This is a genomic window from Microcoleus sp. S28C3, assembly GCF_036700785.1.
Classification (GTDB): Bacteria; Cyanobacteriota; Cyanobacteriia; order Cyanobacteriales; family Microcoleaceae; genus Microcoleus; species Microcoleus asticus.
In genome coordinates this window covers 1-16,910 of sequence record NZ_JAUBPO010000126.1, presented here as the reverse complement: position 1 = coordinate 16,910, position 16,910 = coordinate 1, and the positions used below count along the sequence as shown (strand labels likewise).

Below are 16,910 nucleotides of genomic sequence, written 5' to 3'. Positions count from 1 at the left end.
ACGTGAATACCACGTTTTCTATAGTTGTTTTTTTGTCAAGTACAATTTATACCAAATTAGATGAGCTTACCCTGGGTTATCCCCCAACTTGCGCGGATTTATTGTTAGGGATTATTTAATTTTTTATTACCCGAGATCGGACGGGATTGATATTGCTCGCGTGCTACGGGGCGATCGAGACTTGGAATTATTGTTTTCAGAGTTAGGGGAAGACTAATTAGCTTTGAATATATCTGAACGAGCGATCGCACTTTGGAAAGCAAAGGGCGATCGCACTCTCCTCCAAAAACGCGATCGCCCTAATTAATTTATCTGCGTTTATCTCCGTCCATCTGCCGACATCTGCGGTTTAAAAAATATCTATACCAATTACAATCATATAAAATATAAAATATAAAATATAAAATATAAAATATAAAATCATAAAAAAATGCTCCGACTCTCTCAAACCCAACTGAAAATCCTCGAAGAATGCCCCCGCAAATTCCAACACAGTTACCTCGAACTCTTAGCGACCACCGCCTCCCCAGAACACAAAGAAAAACTCACATGGGGAAGCCACTTTCACCTATTAATGCAGCAACGAGAACTCGGACTTCCCATTGAATTTATCATCCAACAAGACCCAGAACTGGGACGGTGTGTGGCAGCATTTATCAACACCGCACCCGAACTTTTCGCCAATTCAGAAAATAGCGATCGAATTTTCCGCCAAGCCGAACACCCCCGCACCCTAATTTTCCAAGACTACCTATTCACCGTTATCTATGACTTGCTAATAGCAGAACCAAACGCCGCCCAAATTCTCGACTGGAAAACCTATCCCCGCCCTCAAAAATCCAAATGGATAGCCGAAAGTTGGCAAACTCGCCTTTATTTATACGTCTTAGTAGAAACTAGCGACTATTCCCCCGAACAAGTTTCCATGACATACTGGTTCGTACAATTGCAAGGAGAAGAACCGCCGCAAAAACTCACATTTTATTACAACCAAACAGAACACGATCGCACAAAACAAGATTTAACTCACCTATTGCAGCAGCTAACCGACTGGCGACAGCGCTATACCGAAGGCGGCGAATTCTTACCTCAAGTAGAAATTAGTTCCAATCTTTGCGATTCCTGTCAATTTGCCACTCGCTGCAACCGCACACCAGAAATCAAGGCTTCCTCACCAAATCTTCCGGCAGAAACTCCCACAGATTGGCTGCCAAATCTTGCTATAATCGACGAAATATTTATTTAATATATAAACAAGCCCCCCAAATTTTACTCGTTTTACTCGTTATTAGGCTCTGCCTGGTAACGCCAATACGGAGGCTCTGCCTCCAATTTTCCCGATCGTAAGCGAGGCAGAGCCTCTGGAAATGGGTTCCCAGGCAGAGCCGGGGAACCAGTGAGTCGCTTAAGTTTTATTTAACATACAAATAAGCCCCCGGATTGATGTGTGGTCAAAATCTAAAATCTAAAATCTAAAATCGAATGACAGAAAACCCTCAACACTGGCAAAATCAACTCTTACCCCAACCCCCAGCTTGGCTGATAGAAGCTGTCAGAAACCATGCACCAGAACTCCCCGGAAACTATGCCGCTGCACTTCTCTGGTATAGAGGAATTCAAAACCCCGAACAAATACCCGGTTTCTTAAATCCCAAACTTTACCAACCAGCAAGTCCCTTTGAATTTGGGCTAGAAATGAACTGGGCGATCGCAAGAATCCAGCAAGCACGAAACAGCGCAGAAAAAGTCGCAATTTGGGGAGATTTTGACGCCGACGGCATTACTTCAACTTCGGTACTTTGGGACGGACTTGGAGAATTTTTTGCTCAAAACGACCAACTAACTTATTACATTCCCAACCGTTTAACCGAATCTCACGGACTCAATGTTCCGGGAATAGACGCCTTAGCAAAATCGGGAATTAGCTTAATTATTACCTGCGATACAGGCAGTACAAACATCGCCGAAATCGAATATGCCACCAGCTTAAACATCGATACAATTATCACCGACCATCATACATTACCAGACGATCGCCCACCAACTACAGCCATTATCAATCCCCGCTACTTTCCCCCCAACCACCAACTATTTAACCTTTCAGGAGTGGGAGTAGCTTACAAATTAGTTGAAGCATTATATCACACCTTACCGGATATTCCTCAGCGCCCGCTCACAGATTTATTAGAATTAGTAGCGATCGGCTTAATTGCCGATTTAGTCCAACTCACAGGAGACTGCCGCTACCTAGCACAACTCGGAATCGAACAACTGCAAAAACAACTCGCAAATCCCACCCGCCCGGGAGTGGCAAAATTGCTCGAACTGTGCAAAAGAGCAGGCGATCGCCCAACAGACATTTCCTTCGGCCTCGGCCCCCGAATCAACGCCGTCAGCCGCATTCAAGGCGACGCCAGCTTCTGCGTAGAACTCCTCACCAGCCGCGACAAAAAACGCTGCGAAGAATTAGCAAATTTAACCGAAATTGCCAACTCCCGGCGCAAATCTTTACAAAAAGATGTTGCCAAAGATGCCGCCAACAAATTAGCCAAACTCGACCTTTCAACTACTAGCGTCATCGTCCTCAGCGACCCCCAATGGCCCGTAGGTGTATTAGGATTAGTAGCAGGACAAATCGCCCAAGAATACGGCCGCCCCGTGATTTTATTCAGCACAGAAGGAAGCGAAGAAATTAACGAAAATTCCCAGGAAACGCAATTTACCTCTTTCTTAGATCCAGAATCACAAAAACTTTCTCCATCCAAAATTGCCAGGGGTTCGGCGCGTTCCGCCAATCAAATCGACCTTTACCAATTAGTCAAAGGCCAAGCGCATTTATTGCACAGATTTGGCGGTCATCCCTTCGCTGCCGGATTAAGTCTCCCCGTTGAAAATATCCCCCTATTTACCGATGGAGTAAATCAGCAACTGCGGCAACAATACAGTACAGATAGTTTAACAGCCGCCCCCGTTCAAGCCGACCTAAAAATTACTGTCTCCGAATTAGGCAAAGACTTATTTCAAGAACTAAAGTTGCTCGAACCGTGCGGTATGGGCAACCCCGCCCCCAAATTGCTGATTGAAAACTGCTGGTTTGACAATCTCTGGAATCAAAAAATCAAGGATTTGAAAGGGCAAAAAGTAGAATATATCAAAACCGAATTTACAATTAGGGATGAATCTAGCGATACGGGATTTCCCGGCATTTGGTGGGGACACAATCAAAACGAAGTTCCCCAAGGCCGCTGCGATGTTACGGTTGAACTAGATTTTAATACTTACAAATCGCGGTATGAAGTGCGCCTCGTAGCAGTGCGGGAACGCACGCAAGAAAACCAAATCAATTCCCAGACTAAAATAGATTGGATCGTAGACTGGCGCAATAGAAAGAATGATGAAGAGTTGGTAGCAGCCAGCACAAACTTAGAATCTCCAATGCCGATCGACAATCTAGTTTACAATTCCGAAATGGTCGATCGCGAAAACTCGATCGTCCTCAAAGAATGCCCCGCAAGCTGGGACGAACTGCGGATATGGTTTCGGCAAGCACAGCACACTCAGAAAAAACTCGCGATCGCCTATACTTTACCCCCACTCGTACCCCCACAACAAATCTGCCAACAGCTAATCGGCATCGCCAAATACCTCAGCCGCACCAAAAAACCCGTCACCAGACAACAACTCCGCCAAAAACTCGGCATCAGCGACACATCGCTGCAACTGGGGTTCAAAACCCTAACACATCTCGGTTTCCAAATCAATTATCGCGATCGAGCTTTCCACATCGCGAGACAATCCGAAACCACACAGCAGCAAGACGCGCCATATCAAATCCCCCAACCGTTATTAGATAGCCAATCCCTTCAATTCTCAGTGCCAAATTCCCCCATCGCCGCCCGTTTTGCAGCGCAATTCCTAGCAGCAGTCTCCGAAGAACAGTTCCGGCGGAAATATTTCTGTGAAGTACCCCTCTCCACCATTCAATCGATCGCCCGAGAGACTGTTTTTCAAGAAGATTCTACAGCAAATCCCTTTTAACTGATATCTAGCACCATTCTTGAGAACAGGCCGTCGGGCCTGTTCCACAACAGATGAATTTTCTTGTGGGGTGGGCACGCGATCCCGCCCTGAAAGAATTATAGAGAATGGTAAAACATATGAGTTTTAACTGATATCTGCCACCATTGTTAAGCATAGGCAGGATGCCAGTTCCACTCACGAGATAACTTTTCTTGTGGGGCCCCCACACTCTTGCCACCAGTGGGGCGGGCTTTTTGGCCTGTGAAGCGAGACAGGTTTTTGTGGATCTGGGGTCTATTCCTGACACGGATGCAACATCTCAGTTCTAAGAAATATCTTAGTTCTCAATTCATCCCGATAAAATAAGGCATAGGGCCGTGAGAGTTATCCGTTGCGAGTCAGGCCCAAAACTCATAACTCCTAACTCACAGGCCAAAACCTAAAACTCCCCACCGCCAAACTCTATAGCCAATCTCCAATTTAAAACCCCTATGCTCCTCTGTCCCCGCTGCCAATTTGAAAATCCCGCTCCAAACAAGTTTTGTCAACAATGCGGAACTTCCCTAATTTACAAACCTTGCCACGAATGCGGTGCCCAAGTCGCTTTTAGCGCCAAACAATGTCAGAATTGCGGCGTCACAACAGGTCAAGTGTGGCGGGCCATTATCTGCGGTCGATCTAATTTTCCAGCAGTCGAGCCAGACGAGTCAACCCTACCCCCACCCGAGTTTCCGCAAAAACCAGATATAGTTCCAGGAATCGCATCGCCCCAAAACTCTCCTGAACCCATCACAGACGCGATTAAAACAGACATAACCACCTCAGCCGAACCCCGAACAGCAGTCGCACCAACTTCTCCACAGCCAAGCGACGGCGAAATCAGCAGCCCAGAAATGGACGCTGTGGTAGCCGCGGGGGCGATCGCACCAGCATCCTTTCCAACAACCGAAAAAAGCTCGAATACAGCACCAGAGCGCGAAATAACCCCATCTGAGCGCAATTTTACAACAGCACCACAGCCTAAACAAACCCACGAAGCTACAGAGAACCCCGACAGCCCAAACATAGCTGACATCTCTCCCCAATCTCCAGAATTCCCCGCCCCCAATTCAGAATATTTAATCCCTTCCCAGCAAGCAGGAGCTTATTTAGACACCCAGCAGCGCTACCAACTCCTAGAAACAGTGCCGCCGAGAAAACTCTCAGACACAGTAGCAATAACAGTATTGGACTGTCAGCCGCTGGAAATGTCACCCCTCAAAGCCATGCTAGCAGCCAACTCTGCCAGCGTCGCCAGACGAACGTCCCCCTACACCCCAGCAATCCGCGGAGAAAATTCGACAAATACCGCCTTAGCAGAGCTTTGCCAAGGCATAGCTGAACCTTATCTGGCACTCCGGTGGAAATTCTCTCAAAACCTGCCAGTCATTCACGATAGCTGGTCAGACAACGAACAGGCAGTGCTGCTGCTAGAAGACTGCTCTCAATGGCCTCTGCTGGTAGAACGGTGGAATCAACCCGAAACTTCCACCCAGCAAATTTTATACTGGCTGCACGAAATGACAGAACTGTGGGCTGCCCTAGAACCCTGGCGCTGTCGGCAAAGCTTGTTGGAACTGACAAATTTACGAGTCAACCCCGACTCTTCCTTTTCCTTGGCTTCTTTGCGGCTGCAATACCTCTATCCCGAACCCGCCGGCTCAAACCTGCAACTGGTAGATTTGGGGCAACTGTGGCAGGTAATATTTAGCCAGTCCGATCGCACTCAGTGTGGCGCATTGCTCGAACTGCTGCAACAAATGTACAGAGGCGAGATTAACACAATCGAAGAATTGCGATCGCGCCTAGAAACTGTTCCCCTCGAACTCCAATCCGCACCTTCACCAAGCTCAACCCCGACGCGCAGGCATTACCGCAGCCTCGACGATTCCTCCCCCGACGTTGGCGAGGTCTTAACCCAGCCCATGCCACTCCAGATTTACAGCTTAGAAGACGCAGGCCTCACCGATGTGGGCCGCACGCGCGACCACAACGAAGACTTCTTCAGCATCTGGACTCAGCTCAACAAACTCGAAAGCTCCTTCGGTCGCATCTTTCAAACCAAAGGGCTTTACATTCTCTGCGACGGCATGGGCGGACACGACAGCGGAGAAATAGCCAGTCAACTAGCCGCTGAAACCCTCAGAGAATTCTTTCAAAGCACTTGGGAAAATCAACTTCCTCCGGCAGACACCATTCGCGAGGGAGTGCTGCTAGCCAACAAAGCCATCTTTGAAATCAATCAAAAGGACGGACGCTCCGGCAGCGCCCGCATGGGTACAACTCTAGTCGCAGTCTTAGTTCAAGACACCCAATTCGCCGTTGCCCACGTCGGCGACAGCCGCCTCTACCGACTGAGAAAGGGACAGACCCTAGAAAAAATCACCTCAGACCACGAAGTAGGGCAGCGCGAAATTAAGCGCGGGGTTGACCCGGAAACTGCTTATGCTCGTCCCGACGCCTATCAACTAACTCAAGCCATCGGCCCGCGAGACAGTAATTTTATCAAGCCTGAGGTGCAGTTTTTAGACTTGTGCGAAGATACCTTATTAATTTTGGCTTCCGACGGCCTGACAGATAATGATTTGTTGGAAACTCACTGGCAGAACACTCTCGAACCCCTCTTCAATCCCCAAGTCGATCTCGACCAGGGAGTTGCCGAGTTGATTGAACTGGGCAACAAACGCAACGGTCACGACAATATCACGGCAATTATCATTCGGGCGCAGGTAGGCGCATTTCGATTTTAGACTTTCGATGCTGCAAACCTTCTCTTGGCCGCCCCCAAGCCAGCGGCCGCCAGAGTTAAACCTGCAATTGTTGCAGGTTCGGGAACAGCCTCTGAGTTTTCAGGGGATGGTTGGACTTCTTGTGCTATCACATATCCGCCGTTTGTCGATACTCCGTTGGATTGCCCGTAAGCTGATTGTATCCAACTCATTCTGTTTCCCTCTGTACCCGAACTATTGCCAAATATTCCCAAAGATGGCAAAGTGCGATTATTACCAAAACTCCATCGATCTGCTAATGTAGCGATAATTCCACTGCCCGGATAAGCATTATAGACAACTCGTGTTTTGATGGGATCGAGCGGCGCCCACAGCAAAGGAGAAAGCAATTCACCCCTGCCCCCTGCTGTGGCTTGAGACAAATTCCACGACTTCCCCAATATGGTTGCAGAAAAGCTTGTGAGCGCAAACCATTGATTTGTAGCTTTAATTTCTACGGGTGGCAATAAGAAGCTAGACAAAATAGTATCTTGATAAGGAGTCGAGTCCTCATAGCTGAAGGCTCCTTCGCCTACTAGAGAGTCCGCCGAATTAAAAAAACTTAAACTAAAATTAAGTGAGGCAGCCTGTGCTGATTTGACCCCAGTCAACGCCAATCCCAGAACAGTAACTGTCACAGCTACAGCAAATTTACCTAAAATCTTAGCCATTGTTAACCTCATGTTTGTATTGTCAAGTGTGAAATTGAGGGGTTTTGCTTTTCAACTCCCTAGGGTTGAGTAGCTCAACATCAAAAAACCGAATACCCAAAACCTACTTCTTAAAGAAGTCTGGACTCTCAGAGAACAAAGTTGTCTTGCGTTTAATCAGGTTGACTTACTTATCAGTAATCTTACAGATGAATACCGCTCCATAAAAATCCGAAACTCAAATGTTTACGGAATCTTTAATTAAAATCACGATATTATAAAGATTTCATAAAACTCAGGACTCCAAACTAATAGGGGAATCAGCGTATCTGTTCAGGGCAAACGCATCATGTCAACAAGCGGGAATTTTACCGTGCTTGTTGCGACTATTATCGATAGCTGTAGTTTATTGAAAAGAGATTTGACTGCCGATAGCGGTGGCTATTCCTCAAAACACTACTACTATTCTCCCGGCAATTTAGATGCGTTTGCCCTGCGTATATGTTCTTCGTTGCTTCTTGTTAAGCATGAAAAAATCCAACTTAAAACTTACTATTATTTATTAATTATTAAAGTTTAGTTATTAATATTTAAATTTTAATTGCTTGATGCCCCATACTCTAAACCTGTAAATTATCGATCGCCCGCCCTGCCAAATCAGGGAGTTCAACCACCTCAATCGAAAATGCTGCTGACTCTTTTAGATCCAGAAAAACAGACCCCCCTGCAACAGTGGAGTTTCGAGAGCGAATCCATTATTCGCATCGGCCGCTCTCCTGAAAATCACGTTGTGATCCCCAATGCTCTAGTGTCGCGGCAGCATCTGGAACTGCAAAGAGTTAATAGCGGGAAGTCCAGTCAGTGGTACTTAGTCAATTCCGGGACAAATGGCACTTTGGTTAACGGTATTCTCATGTCTCAGGGTTGGATATCCGACGGTGCTCTGATCCAGTTGGCGCGGGGCGGCCCAATTCTGCATTTCCAAGTTATTACGATTGAACTCGGCGGCAAAATTGAGGCGAACCCCACCGTCAATTTCGCCGCCCCGAGGTGTACCCACGCGGGAAACCCGCCGGGAAATTTATTCTGTATCCACTGCGGCGAACCGATTAAAGTCGATCGCACAGTCCGTCACTACCAAGTGTTGAGAACTTTGGGCCAAGGCGGTATGGGGACAACGACTTTAGCTTGGGATCGAGAGAAAGCGAAAGCTCAACAACCCGGAAGTGCCCCCGCAGCATCTCTGGTAGTTCTCAAGGAAATGAATGCTGATATGGCTCAAATCGCCAAAGCTCAAGAACTGTTTGAACGTGAAGCTAAAACTCTCAAGGCCCTCCACCACCCGGGAATTCCTCAGTTTTTTGACTTTTTTGTGGAAGGGGGCAAAAAATACTTGGTGATGGAAATGCTCCACGGCGAGGATTTAGAAAAACGCATCTACAACCGCGGGCCTGTTGCTCCCCAACAAGCAATAGAGTGGATGATCCAAACCTGTGAGGTTTTGGACTACATTCACTCTCAAAAACCCCCGATCGTCCACCGGGATATTAAACCTGCTAATTTGCTGGTGCGCCACCGCGACAATTGCATTACACTGCTGGATTTTGGCGCCGTTAAAGAAATCGGCACTCCTCCGGGCACTCGCATCGGCGTTGAAGGCTACACCGCACCAGAACAAGACCGGGGACAGCCTCTACCTCAGTCGGATTTATATGCTATTGGGCCTACTTTGATTTTTTTGCTGACGGCCCAAAGCCCTCAAAACTTTTACGGGAAAATAGCTGGAGGTTACGGGTTTAAGCTCGAAAATATTCCGACCATCGCCCCCAAGCTGCGAGAAACCATTTTGCGAACCACGGCAACTAAGCCTGGGGATCGCTTTCAAACTGCTCAACAATTAGCTCGAGCTTTAGTCGCTTCCCTTTAATAGAAGTCAGAAGTCAAAAGTCAGAAGCCATTAGGAAGAGGGAAGAAGCTAGCAACGGAAATTTATTTAGAAAATTTACCCGATCGCCTCGGAATTTCTCTCCGACAGCCCAGTCCTCCGTCTCCTCTGTTATTCCTCGTCCCAAGCTTCTACAGCTATCAACTCGCTCACGGGGTCTTGCATAGAAAAATCAAACTCTAGCAATTGCTGTTTCCAGTACGGCCATTCGTCGCCGTAAAGCAGAGCAATTTTCCAAATGCTGTCTGTCGGCTTGATAATGTCAGACGTGACGAGAGAATGCACCTGACGCTGGAACTTAACCATCGGCTGTATAACCTGCTGGCTCATAATACCTCTTGAATTGTTTAAATCTTGTGTAATTACCACTTCCCAGCTCTCACTTTTTACCGCAGTTTCGCCAAGAACAGTCTCGCCAAGATACGTGTAGATTTTTGTCGGGAAGCTACATATTCAACTTGTATCTTAACACTGTTCGTTTTGACAAGGGGCTATAAGCAGGACTGAAGAGTCAAGACCGACTTCAAAGAATTAATCATCTTTAAAATGTCCCGCTATATGCTGTCTATCGGCGGTCGGAGGTTTGCCGCCTCGATTGTTTGCACGCAAGTGGCAGATGCAAGGGCTGCGTTCGGCTTGTTTTTGACAAGGCACAGGAAAGCGAGAAACTGCAACTACTGCTCGAACGCTTGCGAAAGCCTAATTTTCGATTTGGGGCAGCTCTACCATACCTGTTCCACCTTTAACGCTCGGTTTGGTGTGAGAGTGGGGTCTGATCTGCATAAACTAATTATAACTCTACTGACGGCAAACGCGGTCAAAATTTGTTGGATACTGTTGATCGGAATGCCCGTCAGGTCGATCGAACATTCTAGGCTGCCCCGCGCTGCCCTGCTGGCAAGTTCAAAACCCATCCTCCGTCTTGATTCAGTAAATCTAAAATCTAAAATCTAAAATCTAAAATCTAAAATTGTATGACTTGGACAAGGCGACACATTCTCACTCTGGCTGATTTTACCTCCGACGAATACGATACGGTGCTGCAAACGGCAGCCAGTTTTCGGGAGGTGCTCGGCCGCCGCACGAAGAAAGTGCCGGCCCTGCAGGGTCAAGTGGTCGCGAATTTGTTTTTTGAACCTTCTACCCGGACTCGCAATAGTTTTGAGTTGGCGGCGAAGCGTCTGTCGGCGGATACGCTAAATTTTACCCCGGGAAGTTCTTCTCTGACGAAAGGAGAGACTATTCTGGATACGGCTAAGACTTATCTGGCGATGGGAACGGATTTGATGGTTATCCGGCACGAACAAGCTGGAGTTCCCAGCACGATTGCTTCGGAAATGGATCGCTTGGGTTCGAGAGTTAGCGTTCTCAATGCAGGAGACGGTCAACACGAACACCCATCGCAAGGTTTGCTAGACTTATTTACTATCTGTTGTCTGTTAGATACCGAAAGTCCGCGGCTGGAACTTTTAGCGGGCAAAAAAATTGCTGTGGTGGGGGATATCTTGCATTCGCGGGTGGCTAGGTCTAATATTTGGAGTCTCACGGCTTCTGGGGCAGAGGTTCATTTGGCCGGGCCGCCGACTTTGCTGCCGCTGTTGTTTGCTGAGTGTGGCGATGGTAGGGAAGGCAAGTTATTTTTGCACTGGCATCTTGAACCTGCTTTGACCGATGCTGATTTTGTGATGACTTTGCGGCTGCAAAAGGAACGGATGAGCGACCATTTGCTGCCGAGCTTACGAGAGTATCATTCTTTGTACGGGATTACGCGCGATCGGCTGAAACTCTGCAAGCCGGATGTGAAGGTGTTGCACCCGGGTCCGGTTAACCGCGGCGTGGAAATTAGTTCGGATTTGATGGACGATGCTCAGTTTAGCCTGATTTCTCAGCAAGTGACCAGCGGCGTGGCGGTGCGGATGGCATTACTTTATCTGATCGGCGGCGGTAAAGTTTAGGCTGTTAGTTGTTAGTCATGAATTTCGGATATTCGATTATTTTCAGGTATCGATCGCATATTTAAAATAATCGTTACCCAGTATGGCCGGGTAACGATTAAAACTCTTTCTAGAAATGTAAAGTGCTCTAATTAAGAGTTAGGAGAGCCAGGACGCAGACACCCAGCCGCCACCTTTGAGTTGGGCCCAGCCGTTTCTGTAACGACCGGTCAATTTCACATTGTCTCCATTATATAACTTGCCGATGACATGAGAACAGCCATCGGGGCGGTGGCGGATATTCAGTCGGCCGCCGTTGGTTGCAACTTCGGCGTAGCTGTTATGGCTGCGACTGCCGCAGTGGCGATACCCGCAACTTGCCTGTGCTTCACCGGGGGTACCCAGAACAGATAGAGCTACTGCCATACCTGCAACGCCTACCCATGCAGAATTAGGAATTTTCAAGCCTAGCTCGTCTAACGACTTGACTTGAAGTTCGGACTCTGGAGATTCATAAGCAACAAAAGAGTGGCTCAATGCTAGTGATTCCATCGTTTCCTCGTGATTGTTGTTAACATTTGTTGATGCAGACTCAGGTCAAAACCTCGATTAACAGCCCAATTTATTAACTTATGTTTCATAAAAGCCACAAAAGGGCGTTAAGGTCTTGCTTTTGCCGAGTATTGGCTAATGTTCCTGAACCCTGCACAGGTATATCATGCCATTGATGTAGCTTTCCGGAACAAAAAAATAAATAAAGTTTACATCGGCTGCTAAAAATTTGGCAGACGCGGATCGGAGCTCCGGGCAGAATTAAACTTAACTGTGTCATTAAAAAGGGAACGAAGTTATCGATTGGGGTGGGAAATTGCTTGTACTGAGTTGCGAATGACACTACTTATTTTGGTGCTTATTTATTGAATTGCTACAGCAATATCGGCAGTTAATTCCATCGAACAAGCATCCTACTCGTCTTCAAGCACGGTATTAGTTTGGTTCGGGCGAGTTACATTGTAGCCGATCGCACTGGTGCAAAAGTTCGGGGTGATGGCGTAGCGCCCTCGCCCGTGCTACGAGATTTGCCTCAAGATTAGCCACCCCGTCTCCGTGACAAGGATGCAAGATCAATCGTTCGCGACTTGATTTGTGTCAAGATCGATGAAGTTCTCCAGCACCACTTCTTTCGCAATGAACTCTAGCGCTGCACTTTCGATCGGCACAATTCCTCAACGCCATGAATCAGACAGCTTTGCCATTACCTTAGCGCCGTTGTCTGTAGAGGAAATATACGCTTTGGCAGATGACCCCGCGAACGGAGCCGTGGTAATGATGAGCGGTACAGTCCGCAACCAAACTGACGGTCAAGCTGTAGTTTCACTAGAATATCAAGCCTACGAACCGATGGCAGTGCGAGTATTCCAGCAAATCGCTACTGAAATCCGCCGCCAGTGGGCAGATGTGAATCGGGTTGCCATTCACCACCGCGTCGGACACTTGCAGGTGGGAGAAATCAGCGTACTGGTGGCTGTTGGCTGTCCCCACCGGGGGGAGGCATTTGCAGCTTGCCAGTACGCGATAGATACGCTCAAACACAATGTACCGATTTGGAAAAAGGAACATTGGGCCGACGGTTCTAGTAGTTGGGTTAGTATTGGAGCGTGCGAAGTTGTTGGGCATTAGTCAATCGATTTTAGATTTTAGATTTTAGAGTCTAGATGGAAGAGGGGAACTTGTTACGATCTGGTAACGTCAAAAAATGTGGAATGTTCGATGAGCCAATTCCACCGATGAGCGACTTTATTTCCGTGTCCTGGTCTGCGGTTGTGGCGACCGTTCAAAGAGTGCAATTGCCAGCCGAAAAACTCTCTAATTATGACTTGGTGTTGCGTTGTCAGGAAGGAAATCGACCTGAGAGCACTGCCTTTTCAGAACTGTTGAAGCGGTATCAGTCCCACGTAGACAGGGTTCTATATCACTTGGCCCCTGACTGGCAAGACCGAGCAGACTTGGCTCAGGAAGTGTGGATTCGGGTCTACCGCAATATTAACCGCTTGCAAGAGCCTGTTAAATTTCGGGGCTGGCTGAGCCGCATCGCCACTAATTTGTTTTACGATGAGTTGCGGAAGCGCAAACGGGTGCGAACTCCGCTGTCGCTGGACGTACCCCGAACTCTCGAAGATGGCGAGGTTGATTGGGAAATTCCGGCCGACAGTCCGGGGCCTGATGAAGATTTGACGACTAGAGAATTTTACGAGCAGTTGCGGGTGGCGATCGCAGATTTGCCGGAAGTATTCCGCACGACAATTGTTTTAAGAGAAATTGAAGGTTTAGCCTATGAAGAAATAGCCGAAATGACAGGAGTTTCTCTGGGAACTGTCAAGTCGAGAATTGCTAGAGCTCGCCAAAGATTGCAGTTGGAATTGCAAAAATATCTCGATGGTAATTAGCAATAGTGCTTTTAGAGGCCGGTCAAGAAGATTTGGTGATGTTTGCTGTCACATCAAAACTTCTCTTTTAAAATATAAATAAGCAGTAAATCATTCTAATAGCGAGGGCATGCTTCCCCCAATTAAAGCAAGTGTGAAAGATGAATTATAACTTTGAATCGGATAAAAATCAGAATCAGCAAGGTATTGGGGATTCAATCGCTGAAACTCAAGCTAACAACAATTATGCCCAGGGCAATGTAACTACTATGATGCGCGATCGCTTTGAATTACTGAGTGCTTATCTCGACGGCGAAGTGACGGCTGCAGAACGCCGGCAAGTCGAGGAATGGCTGACAAATGACCCCACTACGAAACGTTTGTACTCGCGACTGCTGATGATGCAGCGGGGTTTTCAGTCAATGCCGGTGCCTGCTTCGGAACAATCTGCACAGGAGTTGGCGGGGAAGGTTTTGCAGCGGGTGGAACGCAAGCCGAAACGGGCTTGGATTTTGGGCGGAGGTGCGATCGCAGCTTTGTTGATTGCGGTAGTGTCTGGTGTCGGTGGCGGCCGCCAATTGTTTGCTCCCCAGTTTGCTCGATCGCCCGTTCCTGCTGAATCTGACGGTTTGATGGTGGCTTTGAACGAGCCTCTGGTGGAGATTGTTAATCCCAACGATTTGATGCTTGGGGTGAATGCACCGATAATGGATATTCCCAAAGTTGGTGTAACAACCCCTCAAAAGTCATTGCCAAAGGCGCAGTAGGATTTCTGTTTTGAGCATAACTGAAGTTGCTAAGCTCCCTAAAAAAGGGGGCTTTTGCCGTTTTTCCCAGTTTTTCAAGGTGGATATATCCTTTGACACTTCCCCGGCTTTGAATGAGGAATTGTGGGGGCATCGCATCTTAATATCGGAGTAGGTAGCTAGTGGAATTAGAGCGGGCGATCGCACTTGTTACCTATTTTTTGCAGATTTGCGATCGGCAACAGCAATGTCTCCTCAATTTCCTGCCGCACAGCAGGAGATACATTACAACCGCTATTGAGGCAATATACCAGCAATTTATTAGCATCGTAATACTTCCTCAGCAATGACTTCTGCTGTTTGCTAAATTGCCAATCGTGACCTATATTGCGATAGGAAATTATGATTTGTCTTAATTCCCTAGTCCAAACTTGTCCGTTAGCTTGCCACCATTGCCTAAATATTTCCTTGTCACTATCTGGGTGAGGTAGTTGTTTCTTAAGTTGTTGCAGTGCTTGCATCAGTTTAGGTTCCACAAGAGGGACAAGAAGAATGTCATGGGCAAGACTAATGGCTGGGTCAATAGCACCGTCGAGTACAGGCAAAATGGCAAGGTCAAGAACAAGGTCAAGGGTAAATTCAACAGCAGGGTCAAAGGTATGTTTAACGGCAAGGTAAAGGGCTGGGTCAAGGAAACGTTCAGGGTTACGATTAAGAGCAAGCTCAAGGCATGGAAGAAGGGAAAAGTAAAAGAATCTCACTGCCGCAGGTTTGTAGGGAAAATCAACTGAAAGGGATTTTTGGTTTACCCACATTAGGAATTGCTGTAACTGCTCATCATCAGCGACCAGCCTATCAACTTGCTGTTTGATTAACAGCAACAAGTCATCAGCTTTTTGCAATATCCCAACTGCTAACAACAAGACTTCTCGCCAACGCTTCTCGGTTAGGTGGCTGACCAGTTTTCCCAAAGCTTGTGGAGCAGAATTGTTAACTATTTCTGTAGCAGTAAAATACTCTTGGAATGTTAGATGAGAAAACGAATAAATGCCTCTTGCCCTTTCCACTAATAATCCATGTTGTGCCTCGATCGCCTTCAGGACAACCTCACTATCCATTTCTAACTGAAGGCGGTCAGTTGTGGCATCGGACAAATTAGCTAGATAGTCGGCAATCAATTGCTGAACTGTGTTTTTTTCAAAAAAATAATCGCCCTGTTCAAAAGTAGTAGCTGCCATAAAAGCCAGTAAATGTTTCTTGCGGCACAAATTCAAATCGCGATAAACTTCATCCCGTTGAATGCCTCTACTTTTATCCCATTTTATGAGCAGAATTTCCATTCCTTCCTCATACAACTTGGCTCGGTTGGGTGGAAAATCTGCTTTGGCTTGGAATACTAAACAAGTCAGATTCAACAAGATAGGCGTTACTGCCAGTTCTCGGATTTGCTGATTTTTATTCATTTTTAGCTGCTCTACAAATTGAGACGCTAAAGCTTTCCCTGCCTCCATATTTTGGGAAAATGCCACAAACCAATTGCGAGCAAAGGCAGCGATTTGCTTGTTATTAAAATCGGCTACCTCAACACAGGTAAAAGCTTCGTCGTGAAATCGGTACTTAGCAGCGGCAATTCGACAGGTAATAATAAACTGATTGTTGTAATACTTTTGGACAAACTGACGAATCTGTCTGACGACTCCATCGCTATCTGATTCCGGCACTTCATCTAAGCCGTCCAATAAAATCAAACCTCTGCCTTGACTAAGTACAGATTCAGTTTGCGATCGCGCCTCAACTCCGCAACTGGCAAATTCGTCGCTGATATATTCTAATAAGCCAAGATTAGCGATTTCAGCAAAGGTTTTCAGAGAAATAAAAATCGGTATTTTGTTTGCTTCAAATTCAGAACGATCGCACTGAATGGCGATGTGTTTCAAAAAGGTAGTTTTACCGGAACCCGGTTTGCCGAGTACCATCAATTTAGAGTGAGATTTCACCGCATCCAATCCTGGTACTCGTTTCTGGCGCACTTTGCCTAAACCCAAGCGGTTAAAGTTATCTGCATCTGGGTTGAAGTCTCTCAGTAAATCGCGAATTTCTCCCGGCTGCCAACTGGTAATTTCCTCCAAAATGTTGACTTCAACGTAGAGGTTGCTGACATCAACGGGCTGTGCAATATCCAAGAGTTGCATTTTGCTGTAAAGCTGTTGGATTTTGCTGTGGCATTTTTGCCGTATCTCTTCCACTACCGAATCAATATGCTGTTGGCAAAAATCTCTAACCCCCCCAACCCCCCCTTGGTAAGGCTATGCTTTATAAACATCTTTCTTAACAAAAAAGTTGACAAAAATTAATATCTGTGCAGTTGAACGCTCGGGTGAT

At 46.9% G+C, this 16,910-nt stretch carries 13 protein-coding genes; 9 read left to right on the top strand and 4 right to left on the bottom strand.

The features are described 5' to 3' along the window. Positions 1–430 precede the first annotated feature (430 nt). The 3 genes from QUA13_RS27745 to QUA13_RS27735 all read left to right on the top strand — a co-directional run bounded on the left by QUA13_RS27745 (position 431) and on the right by QUA13_RS27735 (position 6,809). On the top strand, positions 431–1,246 hold the full coding sequence (locus QUA13_RS27745) for a PD-(D/E)XK nuclease family protein (RefSeq protein WP_333203722.1): 816 nt from the start codon (positions 431–433) through the stop codon (positions 1,244–1,246). 236 nt (positions 1,247–1,482) lie between these two features. After that, a complete protein-coding gene (locus tag QUA13_RS27740; RefSeq protein WP_333203720.1) occupies positions 1,483–4,038 on the top strand; it encodes a DHH family phosphoesterase in 2,556 nt (851 codons plus the stop codon). 473 nt (positions 4,039–4,511) lie between these two features. Continuing rightward, positions 4,512–6,809: a serine/threonine phosphatase gene (locus QUA13_RS27735; protein WP_333203718.1), complete on the top strand. Its 2,298-nt coding sequence runs from the start codon at positions 4,512–4,514 to the stop codon at positions 6,807–6,809. On the opposite strand, the gene QUA13_RS27730 is transcribed toward QUA13_RS27735, so the two are convergent. Then, on the bottom strand, positions 6,806–7,498 hold the full coding sequence (locus QUA13_RS27730) for a PEP-CTERM sorting domain-containing protein (protein ID WP_333203716.1): 693 nt from the start codon (positions 7,496–7,498) through the stop codon (positions 6,806–6,808). The genes QUA13_RS27735 and QUA13_RS27730 overlap by 4 nt on opposite strands. A 328-nt stretch (positions 7,499–7,826) precedes the next feature. On the opposite strand from QUA13_RS27730, the gene QUA13_RS27725 reads away from it, so the two are divergent. Both QUA13_RS27725 and QUA13_RS27720 read left to right on the top strand, forming a co-directional pair. Beyond that, the gene (locus tag QUA13_RS27725; protein ID WP_333203714.1) at positions 7,827–8,057 is read left to right on the top strand and encodes a hypothetical protein; all 231 of its coding nucleotides are present in this window, start codon (positions 7,827–7,829) and stop codon (positions 8,055–8,057) included. Positions 8,058–8,162: 105 nt separating this feature from the next. Next, entirely contained in the window at positions 8,163–9,404 is a 1,242-nt protein-coding gene (locus tag QUA13_RS27720; RefSeq protein ID WP_333203724.1) for a protein kinase domain-containing protein, read from the top strand. A gap of 129 nt (positions 9,405–9,533) precedes the next feature. Here the strand turns inward: QUA13_RS27720 and QUA13_RS27715 are convergent, their stop codons facing one another. Further along, positions 9,534–9,752 carry a DUF4327 family protein gene (locus QUA13_RS27715; protein WP_006631282.1) on the bottom strand — a complete coding sequence of 73 codons (219 nt, stop codon included), beginning with the start codon at positions 9,750–9,752 and terminating at the stop codon, positions 9,534–9,536. A gap of 644 nt (positions 9,753–10,396) precedes the next feature. Between QUA13_RS27715 and QUA13_RS27710 the strand changes: the two genes are divergently transcribed. Beyond that, positions 10,397–11,377, top strand: a complete 981-nt coding sequence (locus tag QUA13_RS27710; RefSeq protein WP_333203712.1) for an aspartate carbamoyltransferase catalytic subunit — start codon at positions 10,397–10,399, stop codon at positions 11,375–11,377. A 138-nt stretch (positions 11,378–11,515) separates the two neighbouring features. Here the strand turns inward: QUA13_RS27710 and QUA13_RS27705 are convergent, their stop codons facing one another. Next, on the bottom strand, positions 11,516–11,908 hold the full coding sequence (locus tag QUA13_RS27705; protein ID WP_333203710.1) for an SH3 domain-containing protein: 393 nt from the start codon (positions 11,906–11,908) through the stop codon (positions 11,516–11,518). Between the two features lie 636 nt (positions 11,909–12,544). Here QUA13_RS27705 and QUA13_RS27700 point away from each other — a divergent pair. From QUA13_RS27700 to QUA13_RS27690, 3 genes are all read left to right on the top strand, one after another. Continuing rightward, entirely contained in the window at positions 12,545–13,036 is a 492-nt protein-coding gene (locus QUA13_RS27700) for a molybdopterin synthase catalytic subunit (protein ID WP_190659969.1), read from the top strand. Between the two features lie 107 nt (positions 13,037–13,143). After that, positions 13,144–13,803, top strand: a complete 660-nt coding sequence (locus tag QUA13_RS27695; protein ID WP_172193044.1) for a sigma-70 family RNA polymerase sigma factor — start codon at positions 13,144–13,146, stop codon at positions 13,801–13,803. A gap of 140 nt (positions 13,804–13,943) precedes the next feature. Continuing rightward, complete coding sequence (locus QUA13_RS27690; RefSeq protein ID WP_333203708.1) at positions 13,944–14,549, top strand: zf-HC2 domain-containing protein; 606 nt, start codon at positions 13,944–13,946, stop codon at positions 14,547–14,549. Positions 14,550–14,716: 167 nt separating this feature from the next. Here QUA13_RS27690 and QUA13_RS27685 read toward each other — a convergent pair whose 3' ends face one another. Further along, entirely contained in the window at positions 14,717–16,774 is a 2,058-nt protein-coding gene (locus QUA13_RS27685) for an NACHT domain-containing NTPase (RefSeq protein WP_333203706.1), read from the bottom strand. Positions 16,775–16,910 lie beyond the last annotated feature (136 nt).

Coding starts and splice junctions, on each gene's coding strand:
- QUA13_RS27730 (WP_333203716.1), bottom strand. CDS start 7,498: ATGGCTAAGATTTTAGGTAAATTTGCTGTAGCTGTGACAGTTACTGTT.
- QUA13_RS27715 (WP_006631282.1), bottom strand. CDS start 9,752: ATGAGCCAGCAGGTTATACAGCCGATGGTTAAGTTCCAGCGTCAGGTG.
- QUA13_RS27725 (WP_333203714.1), top strand. CDS start 7,827: ATGTCAACAAGCGGGAATTTTACCGTGCTTGTTGCGACTATTATCGAT.
- QUA13_RS27720 (WP_333203724.1), top strand. CDS start 8,163: ATGCTGCTGACTCTTTTAGATCCAGAAAAACAGACCCCCCTGCAACAG.
- QUA13_RS27745 (WP_333203722.1), top strand. CDS start 431: ATGCTCCGACTCTCTCAAACCCAACTGAAAATCCTCGAAGAATGCCCC.
- QUA13_RS27695 (WP_172193044.1), top strand. CDS start 13,144: ATGAGCGACTTTATTTCCGTGTCCTGGTCTGCGGTTGTGGCGACCGTT.
- QUA13_RS27690 (WP_333203708.1), top strand. CDS start 13,944: ATGAATTATAACTTTGAATCGGATAAAAATCAGAATCAGCAAGGTATT.
- QUA13_RS27705 (WP_333203710.1), bottom strand. CDS start 11,908: ATGGAATCACTAGCATTGAGCCACTCTTTTGTTGCTTATGAATCTCCA.
- QUA13_RS27735 (WP_333203718.1), top strand. CDS start 4,512: ATGCTCCTCTGTCCCCGCTGCCAATTTGAAAATCCCGCTCCAAACAAG.
- QUA13_RS27740 (WP_333203720.1), top strand. CDS start 1,483: ATGACAGAAAACCCTCAACACTGGCAAAATCAACTCTTACCCCAACCC.
- QUA13_RS27700 (WP_190659969.1), top strand. CDS start 12,545: ATGAACTCTAGCGCTGCACTTTCGATCGGCACAATTCCTCAACGCCAT.
- QUA13_RS27710 (WP_333203712.1), top strand. CDS start 10,397: ATGACTTGGACAAGGCGACACATTCTCACTCTGGCTGATTTTACCTCC.